This is a genomic window from Kitasatospora sp. NPDC057940 (genome assembly GCF_042887425.1).
Lineage (GTDB): Bacteria > Actinomycetota > Actinomycetes > Streptomycetales > Streptomycetaceae > Kitasatospora.
This window is the reverse complement of the sequence record NZ_JBHVPH010000012.1, coordinates 186348-202117: the sequence shown is the minus strand read 5'-3', so window position 1 is coordinate 202117 and position 15770 is coordinate 186348. Positions and strand designations below refer to the sequence as shown.

The window sequence follows — 15770 nt, the reverse complement described above, 5'->3', positions numbered from 1 at the left end:
GGGGGAGGTGTGGTCACGGGTGGCTCCAGGGGCGCGCAGGTGGAATACCGCGCTACCGTACAGCTCCCCCGCCCCACCCCGTGGGAGGGGCCTGGTCCGCGGGACACGCCCTGGGGCGTGGCTGACACGCCCTAGGAGCCCAGCAGGACCACGTCGACCTCGCTGCCGGCGGGCAGGGCGGTGACGGCCTCGGGGACGGTGATCAGGCAGTTCGCCCGGGCCAGGGCGCCGACCAGGTGCGACTCGGCGCCGCCGACCGGCTCGACGGTGCCGTCCGCCGCCGAGTAGCGGCCGCGCAGGAACTGCCGGCGGCCGGCCGGGGAGCGCAGCGCCGCCGGGCAGAGCGCACGGACCACCGGGCGGTGGACGTCGGCGGCGCCGAGCATGGTGCGGATGACCGGGCGGACGAACAGCTCGAAGGAGATGTAGGCGCTGACCGGGTTGCCGGGCAGGGCGAGCAACGGCACGCCGGCCGGGCCGCCGATCCGGCCGAAGCCCTGCGGCTTGCCGGGCTGCATCCGCAGCCTGCGGAAGTCGACGCCGCCGTAGGACTCGAAGACCTCCTTGACCACGTCGTACGCGCCGACGCTGACCCCGCCGCTGGTGACGATCAGGTCGGCCCGGCCGAGCTGGTCCTCCAGGACGGCGCGCAGCCGGTCGGCCCGGTCCGGGACGGCGCCGACCCGGTAGGCGATGGCGCCGGCGTCCTGGGCGGCCGCGGTGAGGGTGAAGCTGTTGGAGTCGGAGATCTGCCCGGGGCCGACCGGCTCGCCGGGCTGGACCAGCTCGCTGCCGGTGGACAGCACCACGACCCGGGGGCGCGGGCGGACCTTGACGGTGGCGCGGCCGATCGCGGCGAGCAGGCCGAGCTGGGTGGGGCCGAGCCGGGTACCGGCCCCCAGGACCTTGGTGCCGGCCGCGACGTCGCTGCCGCGGCGGCGGATGTGGGCGCCCTCGGCGACCGGGCGCAGGACGCGGACCTCCTCGTCCTCGACGGGCGCGGTCATCGCGTCGGCGGGCACGCCGGTGCCGGTGCCGCCGTCGGTCCATTCGACCGGGGCGACGGCCTGGGCGCCGGGCGGGACGGGGGCGCCGGTCATGATCCGGGCGGCCTGGCCGGGCCCGACCCGGGGCAGTTCGCCCGCGCCGGCCGCGATGTCGCCGACGACGGCGAGCACCGAGGGGTACGGGTCGGTGGCGCCGGCGGTGTCGGCGGTGCGCACGGCGTAGCCGTCCATCGAGCTGTTGTCGAAGGGCGGCAGGTCGCCGTCGGCGAGGACGTCCTCGTCGAGCCGGCAGCCCTGGGCGTCGAGCAGTTGCAGCTCGATGGCGGGCAGCGGGCCGACCGAGGCCAGGACGTCGGAGAGGTGTTCGTCCACCGTCCAGAGGCGGGGGGCCGCCGGTGCCGGGTCCGTGGTTCCGTCGCAGCAGGCTGCGGCGGATCCGGTGGTGTGTTGGGTGGACCCGGTCATCGGCGGCTCGCTCTCTGTCGTCGTGTCAGTCCTGCAGCTCGGAGGCGACGAACTCGCGCAGCCAGGAGCGGAACTCCGGGCCGAGGTCCTCGCGCTCGGAGGCCAGTCGGACGATAGCGCGCAGGTAGTCCGCGCGGTCGCCGGTGTCGTAGCGGCGGCCCTTGAAGAGCACGCCGTGGACCTGGCCGCCGGCCTCCGGCTCGCGGGTGGTCAGCTCGCGCAGGGCGTCGGTGAGCTGGATCTCGCCGCCGCGGCCGGGCGGGGTCTCCCGCAGCACGTCGAAGACCAGCGGGTCGAGGACGTAGCGGCCGATGACGGCGTAGTTCGAGGGGGCCTCGTTCGTCTCGGGCTTCTCGACCAGGTCGGTCACCTGGAAGACGTCCTCGCCGAAGCCGTTCGCCTTGACGGCGGCGCAGCCGTAGAGGTGGATCTGGGAGGGGTCGACCTCCATGAGGGCGACGACCGAGCCGCCGAGCTCCTGCTGGACCTCGATCATGCGGGCGAGCAGCGGGTCGCGCGGGTCGATCAGGTCGTCGCCGAGGAGGACGGCGAAGGGCTGGCCGGCCACGTGCTGCTCGGCGACCGAGACGGCGTGGCCGAGGCCCTTCGGGTCGCCCTGGCGGACGTAGTGCATGTTGGCCAGCTCGACGGATTCGCGGACCCGGCGCAGGCGGTCCTCGTCGCCCTTGCGGGCGAGCAGTTCCTCCAGCTCGTAGGCGCGGTCGAAGTGGTCCTCCAGGGCCCGCTTGTTACGGCCGGTGACCATCAGTATGTCGGACAGCCCCGCGGAGGAGGCCTCCTCGACGACGTACTGGATGGCCGGCTTGTCGACGACGGGCAGCATCTCCTTCGGAGTGGCCTTGGTTGCCGGGAGGAAGCGGGTGCCCAGTCCGGCCGCGGGTACCACGGCCTTGGTTACCGGGATTCGGGAGTTGGTCGTCGTCATGCGTTTACCTTACTCAGGCACGTTTTCGCCCGGCCGGGCGCGGTCGACGGCTAGGACAGCACGTCGCGGGGCCCGGCCACGGCGGCAGGCGTATGGGAATTGACCGGCTGGGCGAGGGGGTCCCCGCCGGCACAGGGCGACAGACTACCCGGCTTTTCCGAACGGTCACGCTCGGCAGTCGCGTTGGGCTGCGCACCGGCGGCGGGCGGGGCGGGCGGCCGCGCCGCCGACCGGTCGCCGGAGCCCGGGCGGACCCGCCAGCAGTCGCCGCCGGCCGCCCTGGCCTCGGCGAGCGCGCGGTCGGCGGCGCGCAGCAGCACGGCGGCGTGGGTGCCGTCCTCGGGCAGCACGGCGACGCCGACGGCGGCGGTGAGGCCGTTGCCGTGGGCCGGGCGGGACTCGCGCGGGCCGGAGGACCAGTCGAGCAGCAGGTGCCGGCGGACCGACCAGACCAGGCGCTCGGCGACCTGCGCGGCGCCCTCGGCGCCGGTGTCCGGCAGCACCACCAGGAACTCCTCCCCGCTGTAGCGGCCGAGGGTGTCGGCCCGGCGGATCTCCATCGCCAGCCGCTGGGCGAGGTCGCGCAGCACCGCGCCGGCGCGGCCGCGGCCGTGCTCGGCGACGACCGCGTCGAAGCCGGTGATCTCCAGCAGCAGCACGGCCAGCGGGCGCGGCCCTTCGGGCTGGTCGGTCCGCTCGGCGCGGCGGGCGCGCTCGATCTCGCGGTCCAGGGTGAGCTGCAGGTGGCGGTAGTTCCACACGCCGGTGAGCGGGTCGCAGGAGGCGGTGCGCTCCAGGTCGGCGCACCGGGTCTCCAGTTCGGCGATCCGCTCGCGCAGCCGTTTCTGCCGGGCGGCGGCTTCGGCACCGCACCGGCGCAGCCGCAGCCCGAGCACGGTGGCGCCGGCCAGCGCGGGGGCGCTGAGCACGGCCAGGGCCTGGACCAGCAGCGGGGTGGACAATCGCGGCGCCCTTTCGCGTGTCAGGCTCTGCGCGTCGATGACGCCGGCCGGCGGGACCGGTCGGCGGCACGGCTCGACGGCACAGAGTTGCGGAGGATCCGATGCACAACGAGAAGAGCGATCTGAGGACACGGCTGTTGACCCGGCGCCGCGCGCTCTCCGCCGAGGGCCGCGCGGAGGCCGCGCACGCGCTGGCCGGGCACGCCGGGGAGCTGGCGGCGCCGGGCGCCACCGTGGCCGCGTACGTGTCGGTGGGCGCCGAGCCCGGGACCAGGCCGTTGCTGGACGCGCTGCGGGCGCGCGGGGTGCGGGTGCTGCTGCCGGTGCTGCTGCCCGACAACGACCTGGACTGGGCCGCCTACCAGGGCCCGCAGGAGCTGGCCCCGGCCGGGCGCGGGCTGCTGGAACCGGTCGGCCCCCGGCTCGGCCCGGAGGCGGTCGCGGAGGCCTCCGTGGTGCTGCTGCCGGGCCTGGCGGTGGACCGGCGGGGGCTGCGGCTGGGCCGCGGCGGCGGCAGCTACGACCGGGTGCTGGCCCGGCTGGGGCGGGCGGGCGCGCGGCCGGTGCTGGCGGTGCTGCTCTACGAGCACGAGCTGCTGGACGAGGTGCCGGCCGAGCCGCACGACCGCCCGGTGGACCTGGCGGTCACGCCCGCCGGGCTGCGGCGGCTGGGGTGAGACGGCGGCGGCCCCGCTCCGGAGAGGGAGCGGGGCCGCCGGGGTCGTGCGGGTCGTACGGGTCGTACGGGGTCAGCCGTTGGTGAGCACCAGCTTGTGCTTGGTGGCCTTCTCGACCGCGTCCGGCGTGTAGGCCCAGGTCAGCAGCTTGCCCTTGAGCCAGAGGTCGGTCTGGTCGTTGTAGTTGTCGTGGAAGGCGTGGCCGGAGGCGCCGCCGACGTTGATCCACCGCGAGGAGTCGAGGTCGCTCAGGTCGATCACCATCCGCATCGACGGGATCCAGTCCACCTGGTAGCCGGCCGCCGCGTTCCAACCGGCCGCGTCGACGGCCGCGGAGCCGCCGGAGAGCCGGTACGGGCCCCGGTTGAGCAGCCGGTGGACCACGCCGGAGGCGATCGAGGAGTCGTCGGTGCCGAGGGTCTGCTCGCGCAGGGTCAGCTTGTGCAGGCGGCCCCAGCTCCAGGTGGAGATGTCCTTGCTGAGCAGCGAGGTGAGGTCCTGCCGGGCGTCCTTCATCGCCTCCTTGAGCAGGTTGTCCAGGCCCTTCTGCTCCTTGTGCTGGGAGTCGATGTACGTCCACCAGGAGCTGTCCGGCTTGTCCAACTGCTGCCGGACCACCTCGGTCCAGCGGTCGCCGCCGTCCGGCTGGGCCTTGCCCGGGTCGCGGGTGCCGCACTCGGTGACGATCTTGCTGGAGCTGTCCGGCCTGGTCGGGTCGTCCTGCTGGCGGACCAGCAGGCAGTTGCCCTTGGCCCGCAGGTCGGCCGGGAACTTCTGGCCGAAGGCGAGGCTGAGCAGCTGGCGCCAGACGCCGTTGTAGTAGGCGGCGGCGGCCGAGTCGGCGTCCTGGTGGTAGTTCCAGTCCTTCAGCAGGTCCTGGGCCTCGCGCACGTACGGGTCGTCGATCTGCTGCTTGAGCAGCAGCGGGACGAGCGTCTTGGCCATGATGCTGGTGTTGTCCAGCTGCATGGTCTGCATGTCGTCGGGCGAGATCTTGCCGTTGTTCTTGAGCAGGCCCTCGATCTGGTCGGTGATCTCCTTGGCCCGGGTGCCGTACTCCCAGTCCTTGGTGAGCGTGTACTTGTAGCTCGGGTCCACCACGGCCTGGTTGGCGGTGACGATGTAGCCCGCGGACGGGTCCAGGCTGTACGGCAGGGCGGTGAAGGGGATCGAGCCCTTCCACTGGTACGCGGAGTCCCAGCCCGGGGCCGGGTAGCTGCCGTCGCCCTTGCCGCGGACCGGGATGTCGCCGGGGGCCTGGTAGCCGATGTGCTTGGCGTCGGCGTAGACCAGGTTCTGCGCGGGGACGGCGAAGTCCTTGGCGGCGGCCCGGAACTCGTCCCAGTTGCGGGCCCGGTCCAGCTCGAACACCGCGTCCATGGTCTTGCCGGGGTTCAGCGCCGTCCACTGCAGGGCGACGCCGTAGCCGCCGGTGCCGCGGTCGGGGGCGGCGCTGCCGTTGGGGGCGTACTTGCCGACGTTCTGCTGCTCGGTGCTCTGGTCGGAGATGAGCGGGGCGCCGGTCTGGGTGGTGCGGACGGTGATCGTGCGGTCCTCGCCGCCGGCGACCTTGATGGTCTCCTTGCGGAGGTCGAACTTCACGTCCTTGCCGTCGACCTGGTAGGTGTCCGGGCCGGTGACCTTCTCCAGGTACAGGTCGGTCACGTCGGCGCCCAGGTTGGTGAAGCCCCAGGCGACGTCCTTGTTGTGGCCGATGATCACGCCGGGCATGCCGGCGAAGCTGAAGCCGGAGACGTCGTACTGGCAGGCCGGCGAGCTGGTGCGGCAGTGCAGGCCCATCTGGTACCAGACCGAGGGCAGGCCGGGGCCGAGGTGCGGGTCGTTGGCCAGCAGCGGCTTGCCGGTGGTGGTGTGGGTGCCGGCGACGACCCAGGAGTTGGAGCCGATCCCCTGGCCGGGGCGGCCGAGCAGCTGCGGCATGCCGTCGATCCGGTCGGTGAGGCCCTGGAGCAGCGCCTTGGTGGTGGCCGCGCCCTGGGTGGTGGCGGTGCCGCCGCCGGACGGGGGCGAGCCGTCGGCGGGGCGGTAGTTGTCGCCGGCCACCGTGCCGGTCTTCACGATCGTGCCGTTGCGGGTGTACGGGTAGTCGGGGTACAGCTCCGCGATCTTGTCCGGACCGAAGTCCTGGGCCAGGAGCGAGCGGTCGATCTCCTCCTGGAGGTTCCCGGAGAGGTTCCAGGCCATCGCCTTGAGCCAGGCCACCGAGTCGACCGGGCTCCACTGCTCGGGCTGGTAGTCGCCGTTGACGGCGCCGAGCAGGGCGTACTCCAGCGAGGCCTTCTCGCCGCCGGGGTGCTCGGCGAGCCAGGCGTTCACGCCGTCCGCGTAGGCCTGGAGGTTCTTCTTGGTGTCGGCCGACAGCTTGGTGTCGAACTCCTTCTGCGCCACCTGCCGCCAGCCCATGGTCCGGATGAAGGCGTCGGTGTCGACCTGGCCGTCGCCGAACATCTCGGACAGCCGGCCGGCGGTGATGTGCCGCCGGACGTCCATCTCCCAGAAGCGGTCCTGCGCCTGGACGTAGCCCTGGGCGCGGAAGAGGTCCTCGTTGGTGTCGGCGTAGAGCTGCGGGATGCCGTTGGCGTCCCGCTTGACGTCGACCGGCGCGCTCATGCCCGCCACCTTGACGGTGCCGTCGACCTCCGGGAAGGACGCGCGGACCGCGGTGACCCCGCGGTAGCCGCCGTAGCCGACGCCGGCCACCAGCAGCACGACCAGCACGATCACGATCAGACGGGCGCGCCGGAACTTCTTCGAGCGGGGCATCTGGGTCCTTGCGGTCCTGACTTCGGGGCGGGCGGGCGTGTCCAGGGCCGGGGGCCGTGACAGGGCACCACATTAGGCCGAGTCGGCCGAGCGGCGTGCACGGGGGACGCTCACCGTGGGATCGGAGGAGGTCAACGAGGAGCCCTGGAAGCGGCGGTTGGGGGCCCGGGGAGGAAAAGAAACTAAAGATATGGCAAAATGTTAGACTGAGTAACGATCCGCAACAGGAGCATTGACGCCTTCTTAACGGGTCGCGCCCTCCAGCACCACCAGACACCCCGCCCGCCCCTGCCTGCACGAGGTGCCACTGCGTGAACATCGACCACCTGAACCAGCTCCTCCTCGAGTTCTCCGTGATCCTGCTGGTCGCGGTGGTCGCCGTGCGGATATCCACCCGCTCAGGGCTACCGAGCCTGCTGATCTACCTCGGGATCGGCGTCGCCCTGGGCCAGAACGGCATCGGCGTCTCCTTCAACAACGCCGAGCTGACCCAGGTGCTCGGCTACGCGGCGCTCGTGGTGATCCTCGCCGAGGGCGGCCTCAAGACCAGTTGGCGCGAGGTCAGACCCGTGATGCCGGCCGCCACCGTGCTCGCCACCGTCGGCGTCGGCGTCAGCGTGTTCGTCACCGCGGCCGGCGCGCACTGGCTGGTCGGCCTGGACTGGCGGACCTCGATGCTGCTCGGCGCGATCGTCTCCTCCACCGACGCCGCCGCCGTCTTCTCCGTCCTGCGCATGGTCCCGCTGCCGCACCGGCTCACCGGCCTGCTGGAGGCCGAGTCCGGCTTCAACGACGCACCCGTGGTCATCCTGGTCGTCGCCTTCGCCACCACCGGCGAGCTGGACTCCTGGTACGTCCTGGTCGGCACGATCATCGCCGAGCTGGCGATCGGCGCGGCGGTCGGCTTCGCGGTCGGCAAGCTCGGCGCGTACGGGATCAAGCACGTCGCGCTGCCCTCCTCCGGCCTGTACCCGATCGCCGTGATGGCCCTGACCGTGCTCGCCTACGCGGGCGGCGCGCTGCTGCACGGCTCCGGCTTCCTCGCCGTCTACATCTGCGCGGTGATCCTCGGCAACGCCAAGCTGCCGCACGGCCCGGCCGTCCGGGGCTTCGCCGACGGCCTGGCCTGGATCGGACAGATCGGCATGTTCGTGCTGCTCGGCCTGCTCTGCACGCCCGAGACCATGGGCTCCGCGGTGGTCCCCGCGCTGGTGATCGGCGGCGTGCTGGTCTTCCTGGCCCGGCCGCTGTCCGTGGTGCTGACGCTGACCCCGTTCAAGGTGCCGGGCCGGGAGCAGGCGCTGCTCAGCTGGGCCGGACTGCGCGGGGCGGTGCCCATCGTGCTGGCGACCATCCCGCTGGTGTCGGGCGCGCCGAAGGCCCAGGACGTCTTCAACATCGTCTTCATCCTGGTCGTCGTCTTCACCCTGCTCCAGGGGCCGACCCTGCCCTGGGTCGCCAAGCAGCTGCGGATCGGCGAGGGCTCGATGGGCCAGGACCTGGACATCGAGTCCGCCCCGCTGGAGAAGCTGCACGGGCACCTGCTGTCGGTCACGCTCTCCCCCGGCTCCCGGATGTCCGGCGTGGAGGTCAGCGAGCTGCGGCTGCCCAAGGGGGCCGCCGTCACCCTGGTGGTGCGGGAGGGCAGCTCCTTCGTGCCGGACAAGGCGACGGTGCTGCGCGGCGGGGACGAGCTGCTGGTGGTCACCACCGACGAGGTCGGCGAGGCGGCCGAGCGGCGGCTGCGGGCCGTGGACAAGGGCGGCAAGCTCGCGGGGTGGCTGAACGGGCGCTGAGCCCGGCGGGTGGGCGGCGGGTGGACCGGAAGGCCTCACCCGCTGTTCACCTTCGATGGGCAGGACAATTTTGGACGTGCCTTGTAGTCTGGGGATTCGCGCGACATCTACGCGCGTATATGTATGATGGTCAGATCACACCCAGCATCTGCCTGAAGCAGAGTTGGCGCGACCGTTCGGCGGCCGCGGTCAGGACCTCGGCCACCACGCCGGGCCGGCCCGGTATCTACCCCGGTCGACGCGCGAGAGGACGACTCTCGGCGCCGTCGGGGCCACCCCATGCCCTGCCGCGCTACCAGGCAGCAGGAAGGACCGACCGTGACGGCCCGCCGAACGGTCGACGACCCCGCGGACACCGCGACCCCGCTTGACACCGCCGACGCCACCCCTGCCGACGGCACCGCCGATGCCGCCGCCCCCGTGCGGGTCGGATACGGCGCACTGCTGCGCACGCCCGGCGTCTGGACGTTCCTGGCGCCGGCGTTCCTCGCGCGGCTGCCGTACGCGATGCTCAGCATGGGCATCCTGCTGCTCGTCAAGGACACCCACGGCTCGTACGGCACCGCGAGCACCGTCGCGGCCGTCGCCGCCGTCGCCCAGGCCCTGATCGGCCCGCAGACCGGCCGGCTCGCCGACCGGTACGGCCAGACCGCCGTCCTCGTCCCGACCGTCGTGGTGCACGCGGCCTCGGTCGGCACGCTGATCGCGCTGGCGCTCGGCCACGCACCGGCCTGGAGCCTGTTCCTGGCCGCCGTCCCGGCCGGCGCGAGCGTTCCGCAGATCGGCGCCATGGTCCGGTCCCGCTGGATCGCCAAGTTCACCGCGGACGGCGCGTCCGCCTCGTCCGCGGCCAAGGTGGGCACCGCGTTCGCCTTCGAGTCCGTGACGGACGAGTTCACCTTCGTGATCGGCCCGATCCTGGCCACCGCCGTCGCCACCACGGTCAGCCCCTCGGCCGGGCTGATCGCCGAGGCCACGCTGACCCTCGTCGGCGGCCTGGCCTTCGCCGCCCAGCGGCGCACCGCGCCCGCCCGGGCGCTGCCCCAGCCCGGCGTGCGGCGCGCCTCCGCGCTCGCCTCCCCCGGGGTCCGGCTGCTGGCCGGGGCCTTCCTCGGGGTGGGCGCCGTGTTCGGCGGCATGCAGGTCTCGGTGAACGCCTTCGCCGACTCGGTCGGGCAGCACGGCGCCGCCGGCACCGTGTACGGGATCTTCGCCGGCGGCTCGATGGTGGCCGGCGTGCTGTACGGCGTGATCGCCTGGCGGCGGTCCGTGCAGCATCGGATGATCATGAGCTACGCCCTGCTGGTGCTGGGCTGCTCGACGCTGTGGGCGATGCCCAACCTGATCGCGCTCGCCGCCGCCGGACTGGTCTGCGGCCTGGCCATCGCGCCGACCCTGATCAGCGGCTACACCCTGGTCGAGACGCTCGTCGCGGACGGCGCCAAGACCGAGGCGTTCACCTGGCTGACCGGCGCCATCGGCCTCGGCCTGGCCGTCGGCCAGATGATCGCCGGGCAGCTGATCGACGGCCACGGGCCGTCCAGCGGGTTCCTGGTGCCGGTGGCCGGCGCCGGTCTGGGCCTGATCGCGCTGGTGTCGCTGCGGCACCTGCTGACCGCGCCGGGCGGGCCGGGCCAGGTGGTCGCGGCCGCACCGGAGCGCGGCGCCGCGACGCAGCTGGTGGGCGCGGCCAAGGGCTGAGCGGGCACGCGGTGGCGCACCGCGCGGAGCCGTGGGCGACGCGCGGTGGGGGCGGCCCGGAGCCCCGGTGGATGAGCGTGCGCGGCCCGGCCACGGCTCATCTCACATCGGAGTCGCTGGACTGATTCAGCGGAATGCCGCATCATTGAACATCGTTAGCACTCATCAGGCGAGAGTGCCAGGAGGAAGACAAGTGCCCACGTACCAGTACCAGTGCACCGAGTGCGGCAACGGCCTGGAGGCGGTGCAGAAGTTCACCGACGAGGCGCTGACCACGTGCCCCGACTGCCAGGGACGGCTCCGCAAGGTCTTCTCGGCCGTGGGTGTCGTGTTCAAGGGCTCGGGCTTCTACCGCACCGACAGCCGCTCGTCCTCCAGCAGCACGGTGGGCGCAGGCTCCTCCGGCAGCTCCTCGGCGTCGTCGTCCGGCTCGACCCCGGCTTCGTCCTCGACGTCGTCGACGTCCTCGTCCTCCGGTTCTTCGAGCTCTTCCAGCTCCTCCAGCCCGGCTCCGGCCGCGAGCTGACCTCGGCGCCGGACGCCCGGCGCATCGACAGGGCCCGCCACCCCGCGTTCCTCGCGGGGCGGCGGGCCTTCGTCGTTCCGGTTCGCCGTCACCGCTCGTCGTCACCACTCGTCACCACTCGTCGCCCCGGTTCGTCATCCCGGTTCGTCATCCCGGTTCGTCATCCTGGGCGGGCCGGATGCACTCGTGCGGGTGTACGAATTCATCCACAGGGCCCGAGTTGTCCACAGGCTGCGGATAAGGGCTTTCCGGGGCGGGGCGCGGCGCACATCGTAGGGGTCGCCGGAGAACGACCGGCCCGCCCGCGCAGGAGCGGCCCCCCACGACCTCGGTGGTGACCATGACGACCATGAGCCTCTCCGTACCGCTGCCCGCACCCGCCGTACCGCCCCGGCGGGAGGTGCCGCGCTTCCCGCCGATCCGGCGCGGGGCCGGCGGGTGGCACCGCTGGCGGCACGCCGTACGGCGCCGGGCCGGGGTGCCCGCGCTGGTGCTGCTCGCGGTGGCCGCGGCGCTCGCGGTCGGGCCCGCGCGGGCCGGGCTGCCGTCGCCGCCGGGCGGCCCGGTGGGCCGGACGGGTTGTCAATCCGGACCGACGGAAGATCACCCGTAACCGGGCAACGACTTCGTCGTTCACGGCGGCATGAAAGGCTTCAAGGAATTCCTGCTGCGTGGAAACGTCGTCGAACTCGCCGTCGCCGTCGTCATCGGCGCGGCCTTCACCAACATCGTCAACGCCTTCGTCAAGGGCGTCATCAATCCGATCGTCGGCGTCTTCGGAACGAAGGACCTGGCGTCCTACAGTTCCTGCCTCAAGGGCCCCTGCGAGCTGAACGCCACCGGCGAGGTCACGTCCGGGATCCTCATCCTGTGGGGATCGGTGCTCAGTGCCCTGCTGCAGTTCCTGATCACGGCGGCCGTCGTCTACTTCGTCCTGATCGTGCCCATGAACAGGCTCGCCGCCAGGCGGAAGAGCACCGCCGAGACGATGGCGGAGGCCGAGGCCAAGGAGGTCCAACTGCTCACCGAGATCCGCGACGCGCTGGTCACCCCGCAGCGCTGAGCACCGCTCCTCAGTCCCCGTGGTGCGGCGGGCGCTGGCTCAGGTACCAGTCCAGCCCCCGCCCACCGCTCTCCCCCGCCCCGGGGCGCTCACCCCAGCCGGTGTCGGTGTCGTCCCGGGACTGCTGGTCCAGCGGGTCCCGGAAGAGCAGCCGGGCCTTCGGCGCCGCCGGCCGCTCCTCCCGCCCGTGCTGTTCTCCCTGTCCCTGTCCCTGCTCCGGCTCCCGCGCCTGCTCGCTCACCCTGTTCACTTCCGCTTCCCGTCGACTGCCGTCCGGATCGTCCTGTCCCTCCAGCCTAAGAGCCCCGTGACACACCCCGGGCCCTGGTGCGGAGAGCTCCGCATCAGGGCCCGAGGCGGGATGGAGCCGCAGGCAGTTGGCTCGGGTTCTCAGTGGTTCGGCTTCCCAGTGGCTCGGGTTCTCAGGCGGCCTCGAAGCCCGCGTGGTCGGCGATCTTCTTCAGCTCGGCCAGCGCGTGCTTCTCGATCTGGCGGATCCGCTCGCGGGTCAGGCCGTGCTGCTTGCCCACCTCGGTGAGGGTGCGCTCGCGGCCGTCCTCCATCCCGTAGCGGGAACGGATGATCGAGGCCGTGCGGTCGTCCAGCCGCCCGATCAGGCCGTCCAGCTCCTCGCGGCGGAGCATCACCATCACGGCGTCCTCGGGGGACGTCGCCCCGGTGTCCTCGACCAGGTCGCCGAACTGGGTCTCGCCCTCATCGTCGACCGCCATGTTGAGGCTGACCGGGTCGCGGGCCCAGTCCAGCACGTCCTTGATCCGGGCCTCGGTGGTGTCCAGCTCGGCCGCGATCTCGGCCGGCTCGGCCTCCCGCCCCAGCTCCTTGGACTTCTCCCGCTGCACGCGCCGGATCCGCCCCAGCTCCTCGACCAGGTGCACGGGCAGCCGGATGGTGCGGGACTGGTCGGCGATCGACCGGGTGATCGCCTGCCGGATCCACCAGGTGGCGTAGGTGGAGAACTTGAAGCCCTTGGCGTAGTCGAACTTCTCGACGGCGCGCACCAGGCCGGCGTTGCCCTCCTGGATGAGGTCCAGCAGCGGAAGGCCGCTGCGCGGGTACCGGCGGGCGACCGCCACCACGAGCCGGAGGTTGGAGCGGATGAAGACGTCCTTGGCGCGCTCGGCGTCCTCGGCTATCGCCTCCAGTTCCTCGCGCTTCACGCCCTCGGGGAACACGCCCTCCTCCAGCAGGTGCTGGGCGTACACGCCGGCCTCGATCCGCAGTGAGAGCTCGACCTCCTCGGCGGCATCGAGCAGGGGTGTCCTGGCGATCTCGTCGAGGTACATGCCGACCAGGTCGCGGTCGGCCTCAAGGTTGGTCGGGCGGGCCGCGCGAGTCCGGTCGGCCCTGTCGCGAACGACGGCACGGGTGGCCATGCTTGCTCCCTTTGCTGGAATTGCCGAGGTCTGCCTGCCTGCCCCCCGAGAGGGCAAGAAATGCGGGCCCCGCCGGGGCTCACACGTAACGATCCAACGAACAGAATCCGGACAACATTCCCAAGTCACTCAGATTCTTCCCCGCGATGCAGTATCCTGCCGGTTTTCACCCCGGTTATGGACACCGCGTGACCGGCCGAGCACCTTCGGTGCCGTTTCCGCGACCGATTCCGAACACTTCCGTCACGCCCCGCGCACGCGCCCGCCGCCCCACCGGTCGCTCCACTGGGTGAAACCCCCGAACCGGCACGCGCGTTCCCGTGCGCCCCCGGCCTCCGCCGGCGTCCGCCCCCCGGCGCACGCAGGTTCTCCCCACAAACGATGCCGAATCGCTATCACCCGTGGTCCTGATCGCCCCGGGACACTGGGAAGGTGTCAGCCATGCACCTGACCAACAGCTCGACCGCCGTCACTGCGCGTCACCGCCGCCTCTTGCGGGATTCGGCGCTCGCGGTGGTCTGTGCCGCGCTGTTCGGCCTCCTCGCCGCCCTGGTGACCCGTCACTGGCATCCGCTGGAGCAACTCGACCAGAGCTGGATCGGCGAACTGCACACCTTCGCCCGGCGGCACCGGATCTGGACCGCCTCGGTGCAGACGCTCTCCGACATCGGCGGCACGGTCACGATGCGCACCCTGCTCGGCATCGCGGCCGTCTGGCTGTGGCTGATCGGCGCCCGGGTCCTGGCCGGCTGGGTGGCCGCCCAGACCCTGGTCGGCTGGGGCGGCCAGTGGGCGCTGAAGCTGGCCGTCGGCCGCCAACGGCCCTCCTTCGCCGACCCGGTCTCGCACGCCGGCGGCCCGGCCTTCCCCTCCGGGCACGCCATGGCCTCGGCGATCACCTGCGCGGTGCTGGTCGGCCTGGTCTGGTACCGGGTCCGCCGACGCGGGCGGATCGCCGCCTGCGCGGTGGCGGCGGCGACGGTGCTGACCATCGGCTGGACCAGGATCGCCCTCGGGGTCCACTGGCCGAGCGACGTGGTCGCCGGCTGGCTGGCCGCCGGATTCGTGCTGGGCGCCGTGACGGCCGTCGTCGAACTCTGGCGACCGGGCGCGCTCGCCCGCGACGTACGGCGGGTCAACTGGCGTACCCGGCCGAGGGTCCAGCGGATCACCGTGCCCTCGGTCCGGTCGCCGCGCGGCACCGACCCGCTGGGCGACTCCGCCACCGACCACCCGGACGAGGCCGTCCACTGAGGCCGTCGGCATCCACGTGCGGTCGCCCGGGGCCGTCGGCCTTACAAGGCGCACAGGACCGTACAAGGCCGTACAAGGCCGTACAGGGCCGTACAAGGCCGTCCGGGGCTGCCCGGAGCCGTCCGCTAGCGTGACGGCCATGTCTCCCGACCCGGTCCCCACCGCCGCCGTCCGCCACCCCGAGCGCCCGCTGCGGATCGCCACCGTCCAGGCCCAGGCCGTGGCCGGTGACATACCCGCCAACGCCGCCCAGGCCGCCGAGTTGATCCGCGAGGCCGCCGCGGCCGGCGCCCGCCTGGTGCTGTTCGCCGAGAAGTTCCTCTCCGGCTACGAGCCCGAGCTGATCCGCACCGACCCGCTCAAGTGCGCCGTCCAGCCCGGCGATCCGCGCCTCGCGCCGATCGCCGAGGCCTGCCGCGAGACCGGCACCGCCGCGATCGTCGGCGCCGCCGCGCAGGTGGGCGACGAGCTGCGGGTCTCCGCCTTCGTCCTCGGCCCGGACGGCGGCCTCGCCACCCGCTACGACAAGCAGCACCTGTTCAAGACCGAACGCGACTACTACCGCCCCGGGGCGGCCGGTTGCACCCTGGAGCTGGACGGCTGGCGGCTCGGCCTCGGCATCTGCTACGACTCGGGCTTCCCCGAGCACGCCCGCGCCGCCGCCCTCGACGGCTGCCACGCCTACCTGGTCGGCGCGCTGTTCAGCGTCGGCCACGGCCACCACGAGTCCCGCACCTGGTTCCCCGCCCGCGCGCTCGACAACACCCTCTACACGGTGCTCGCCAACCACATCGGCCACACCGGCGGTTGGCACACCTGCGGTGGCAGCGCGGTGTGGGCCCCGGACGGCCGACTGCTCGCCGAGGCGGGCGAGGACCGGCGCGAACTGGTCGTCGTCGACCTCGACCCGGCCGTCCTGCGCGCCGCCCGGGAGACCGAGACCATGCTCGCCGACCTGGCCGCCGCCAACGCCCGCCCGGCCGCCCCGCGCGCGCTCTTCACCCTGGCCTGAGCCGGGCCCGGCGCCTGGCCTGAGCCGGGCCCGGCGCCGCCCGGTCCGGGAAACGCCGCAGGCCCCCGCCCTGGTGGGCGGGGGCCTGCGGCCACGCGTGGTGGTGCCCCAGGCAGGATTCGAACCTGCGACACCGGCTTTAGGAGAGCCGTGCTCTATCCCCTGAGCTACTGAGGCGAGGAT

Annotated in this window: 14 protein-coding genes and 1 tRNA gene; 8 read left to right on the top strand and 7 right to left on the bottom strand. The window is 72.8% G+C overall.

The annotated features are described in order from the left end of the window. Nucleotides 1-131 precede the first annotated feature (131 nt). The 3 genes from glp to ACFVTF_RS20345 are packed head-to-tail and all read right to left on the bottom strand — an operon-like array spanning nucleotide 132 to nucleotide 3380. Complete coding sequence (gene glp, locus ACFVTF_RS20355) at nucleotides 132-1472, bottom strand: gephyrin-like molybdotransferase Glp (RefSeq protein ID WP_387815185.1); 1341 nt, start codon at nucleotides 1470-1472, stop codon at nucleotides 132-134. A 25-nt stretch (nucleotides 1473-1497) separates the two neighbouring features. Continuing rightward, nucleotides 1498-2418, bottom strand: a complete 921-nt coding sequence (gene galU, locus ACFVTF_RS20350) for a UTP--glucose-1-phosphate uridylyltransferase GalU (RefSeq protein ID WP_363585354.1) — start codon at nucleotides 2416-2418, stop codon at nucleotides 1498-1500. A 50-nt stretch (nucleotides 2419-2468) separates the two neighbouring features. Further along, nucleotides 2469-3380 (bottom strand): GGDEF domain-containing protein, encoded by a 912-nt coding sequence (locus ACFVTF_RS20345; RefSeq protein WP_387815182.1) that lies wholly within the window; start codon nucleotides 3378-3380, stop codon nucleotides 2469-2471. Nucleotides 3381-3481: 101 nt separating this feature from the next. On the opposite strand from ACFVTF_RS20345, the gene ACFVTF_RS20340 reads away from it, so the two are divergent. Next, nucleotides 3482-4057, top strand: a complete 576-nt coding sequence (locus ACFVTF_RS20340; RefSeq protein ID WP_371517400.1) for a 5-formyltetrahydrofolate cyclo-ligase — start codon at nucleotides 3482-3484, stop codon at nucleotides 4055-4057. Between the two features lie 72 nt (nucleotides 4058-4129). On the opposite strand, the gene ACFVTF_RS20335 is transcribed toward ACFVTF_RS20340, so the two are convergent. Then, the gene (locus ACFVTF_RS20335) at nucleotides 4130-6841 is read right to left on the bottom strand and encodes a penicillin acylase family protein (RefSeq protein WP_387815180.1); all 2712 of its coding nucleotides are present in this window, start codon (nucleotides 6839-6841) and stop codon (nucleotides 4130-4132) included. A 311-nt stretch (nucleotides 6842-7152) separates the two neighbouring features. Here ACFVTF_RS20335 and ACFVTF_RS20330 point away from each other — a divergent pair, with 311 nt between their 5' ends. From ACFVTF_RS20330 to mscL, 5 genes are all read left to right on the top strand, one after another. Next, the gene (locus ACFVTF_RS20330) at nucleotides 7153-8637 is read left to right on the top strand and encodes a potassium/proton antiporter (protein ID WP_350877694.1); all 1485 of its coding nucleotides are present in this window, start codon (nucleotides 7153-7155) and stop codon (nucleotides 8635-8637) included. Between the two features lie 318 nt (nucleotides 8638-8955). Then, nucleotides 8956-10338, top strand: coding sequence for an MFS transporter (locus ACFVTF_RS20325; RefSeq protein WP_387815177.1), 1383 nt, complete (start codon nucleotides 8956-8958; stop codon nucleotides 10336-10338). Nucleotides 10339-10531: 193 nt separating this feature from the next. Further along, nucleotides 10532-10864 carry an FmdB family zinc ribbon protein gene (locus ACFVTF_RS20320; protein WP_350877692.1) on the top strand — a complete coding sequence of 111 codons (333 nt, stop codon included), beginning with the start codon at nucleotides 10532-10534 and terminating at the stop codon, nucleotides 10862-10864. A 349-nt stretch (nucleotides 10865-11213) separates the two neighbouring features. After that, entirely contained in the window at nucleotides 11214-11477 is a 264-nt protein-coding gene (locus ACFVTF_RS20315; RefSeq protein ID WP_380491757.1) for a hypothetical protein, read from the top strand. A gap of 30 nt (nucleotides 11478-11507) precedes the next feature. Continuing rightward, the gene (mscL, locus tag ACFVTF_RS20310; protein WP_363619194.1) at nucleotides 11508-11927 is read left to right on the top strand and encodes a large conductance mechanosensitive channel protein MscL; all 420 of its coding nucleotides are present in this window, start codon (nucleotides 11508-11510) and stop codon (nucleotides 11925-11927) included. A gap of 10 nt (nucleotides 11928-11937) precedes the next feature. On the opposite strand, the gene ACFVTF_RS20305 is transcribed toward mscL, so the two are convergent. Together ACFVTF_RS20305 and ACFVTF_RS20300 are read right to left on the bottom strand one after the other, a co-directional pair. Continuing rightward, entirely contained in the window at nucleotides 11938-12168 is a 231-nt protein-coding gene (locus tag ACFVTF_RS20305; protein WP_387815174.1) for a hypothetical protein, read from the bottom strand. A gap of 181 nt (nucleotides 12169-12349) precedes the next feature. Beyond that, a complete protein-coding gene (locus tag ACFVTF_RS20300; RefSeq protein WP_363585362.1) occupies nucleotides 12350-13321 on the bottom strand; it encodes a sigma-70 family RNA polymerase sigma factor in 972 nt (323 codons plus the stop codon). 441 nt (nucleotides 13322-13762) lie between these two features. On the opposite strand from ACFVTF_RS20300, the gene ACFVTF_RS20295 reads away from it, so the two are divergent. Together ACFVTF_RS20295 and ACFVTF_RS20290 are read left to right on the top strand one after the other, a co-directional pair. Further along, entirely contained in the window at nucleotides 13763-14575 is an 813-nt protein-coding gene (locus tag ACFVTF_RS20295; RefSeq protein WP_387815172.1) for a phosphatase PAP2 family protein, read from the top strand. A gap of 139 nt (nucleotides 14576-14714) precedes the next feature. Continuing rightward, nucleotides 14715-15587 (top strand): carbon-nitrogen hydrolase family protein, encoded by an 873-nt coding sequence (locus ACFVTF_RS20290; protein WP_387815170.1) that lies wholly within the window; start codon nucleotides 14715-14717, stop codon nucleotides 15585-15587. A 101-nt stretch (nucleotides 15588-15688) separates the two neighbouring features. Here ACFVTF_RS20290 and ACFVTF_RS20285 read toward each other — a convergent pair. Then, a tRNA-Arg gene (locus tag ACFVTF_RS20285) sits at nucleotides 15689-15764 on the bottom strand. Nucleotides 15765-15770: the final 6 nt, after the last annotated feature.

Coding starts and splice junctions, on each gene's coding strand:
- glp (WP_387815185.1), bottom strand. CDS start 1,472: ATGACCGGGTCCACCCAACACACCACCGGATCCGCCGCAGCCTGCTGC.
- galU (WP_363585354.1), bottom strand. CDS start 2,418: ATGACGACGACCAACTCCCGAATCCCGGTAACCAAGGCCGTGGTACCC.
- ACFVTF_RS20340 (WP_371517400.1), top strand. CDS start 3,482: ATGCACAACGAGAAGAGCGATCTGAGGACACGGCTGTTGACCCGGCGC.
- ACFVTF_RS20335 (WP_387815180.1), bottom strand. CDS start 6,841: ATGCCCCGCTCGAAGAAGTTCCGGCGCGCCCGTCTGATCGTGATCGTG.
- ACFVTF_RS20315 (WP_380491757.1), top strand. CDS start 11,214: ATGAGCCTCTCCGTACCGCTGCCCGCACCCGCCGTACCGCCCCGGCGG.
- mscL (WP_363619194.1), top strand. CDS start 11,508: ATGAAAGGCTTCAAGGAATTCCTGCTGCGTGGAAACGTCGTCGAACTC.
- ACFVTF_RS20300 (WP_363585362.1), bottom strand. CDS start 13,321: ATGGCCACCCGTGCCGTCGTTCGCGACAGGGCCGACCGGACTCGCGCG.
- ACFVTF_RS20295 (WP_387815172.1), top strand. CDS start 13,763: ATGCACCTGACCAACAGCTCGACCGCCGTCACTGCGCGTCACCGCCGC.
- ACFVTF_RS20290 (WP_387815170.1), top strand. CDS start 14,715: ATGTCTCCCGACCCGGTCCCCACCGCCGCCGTCCGCCACCCCGAGCGC.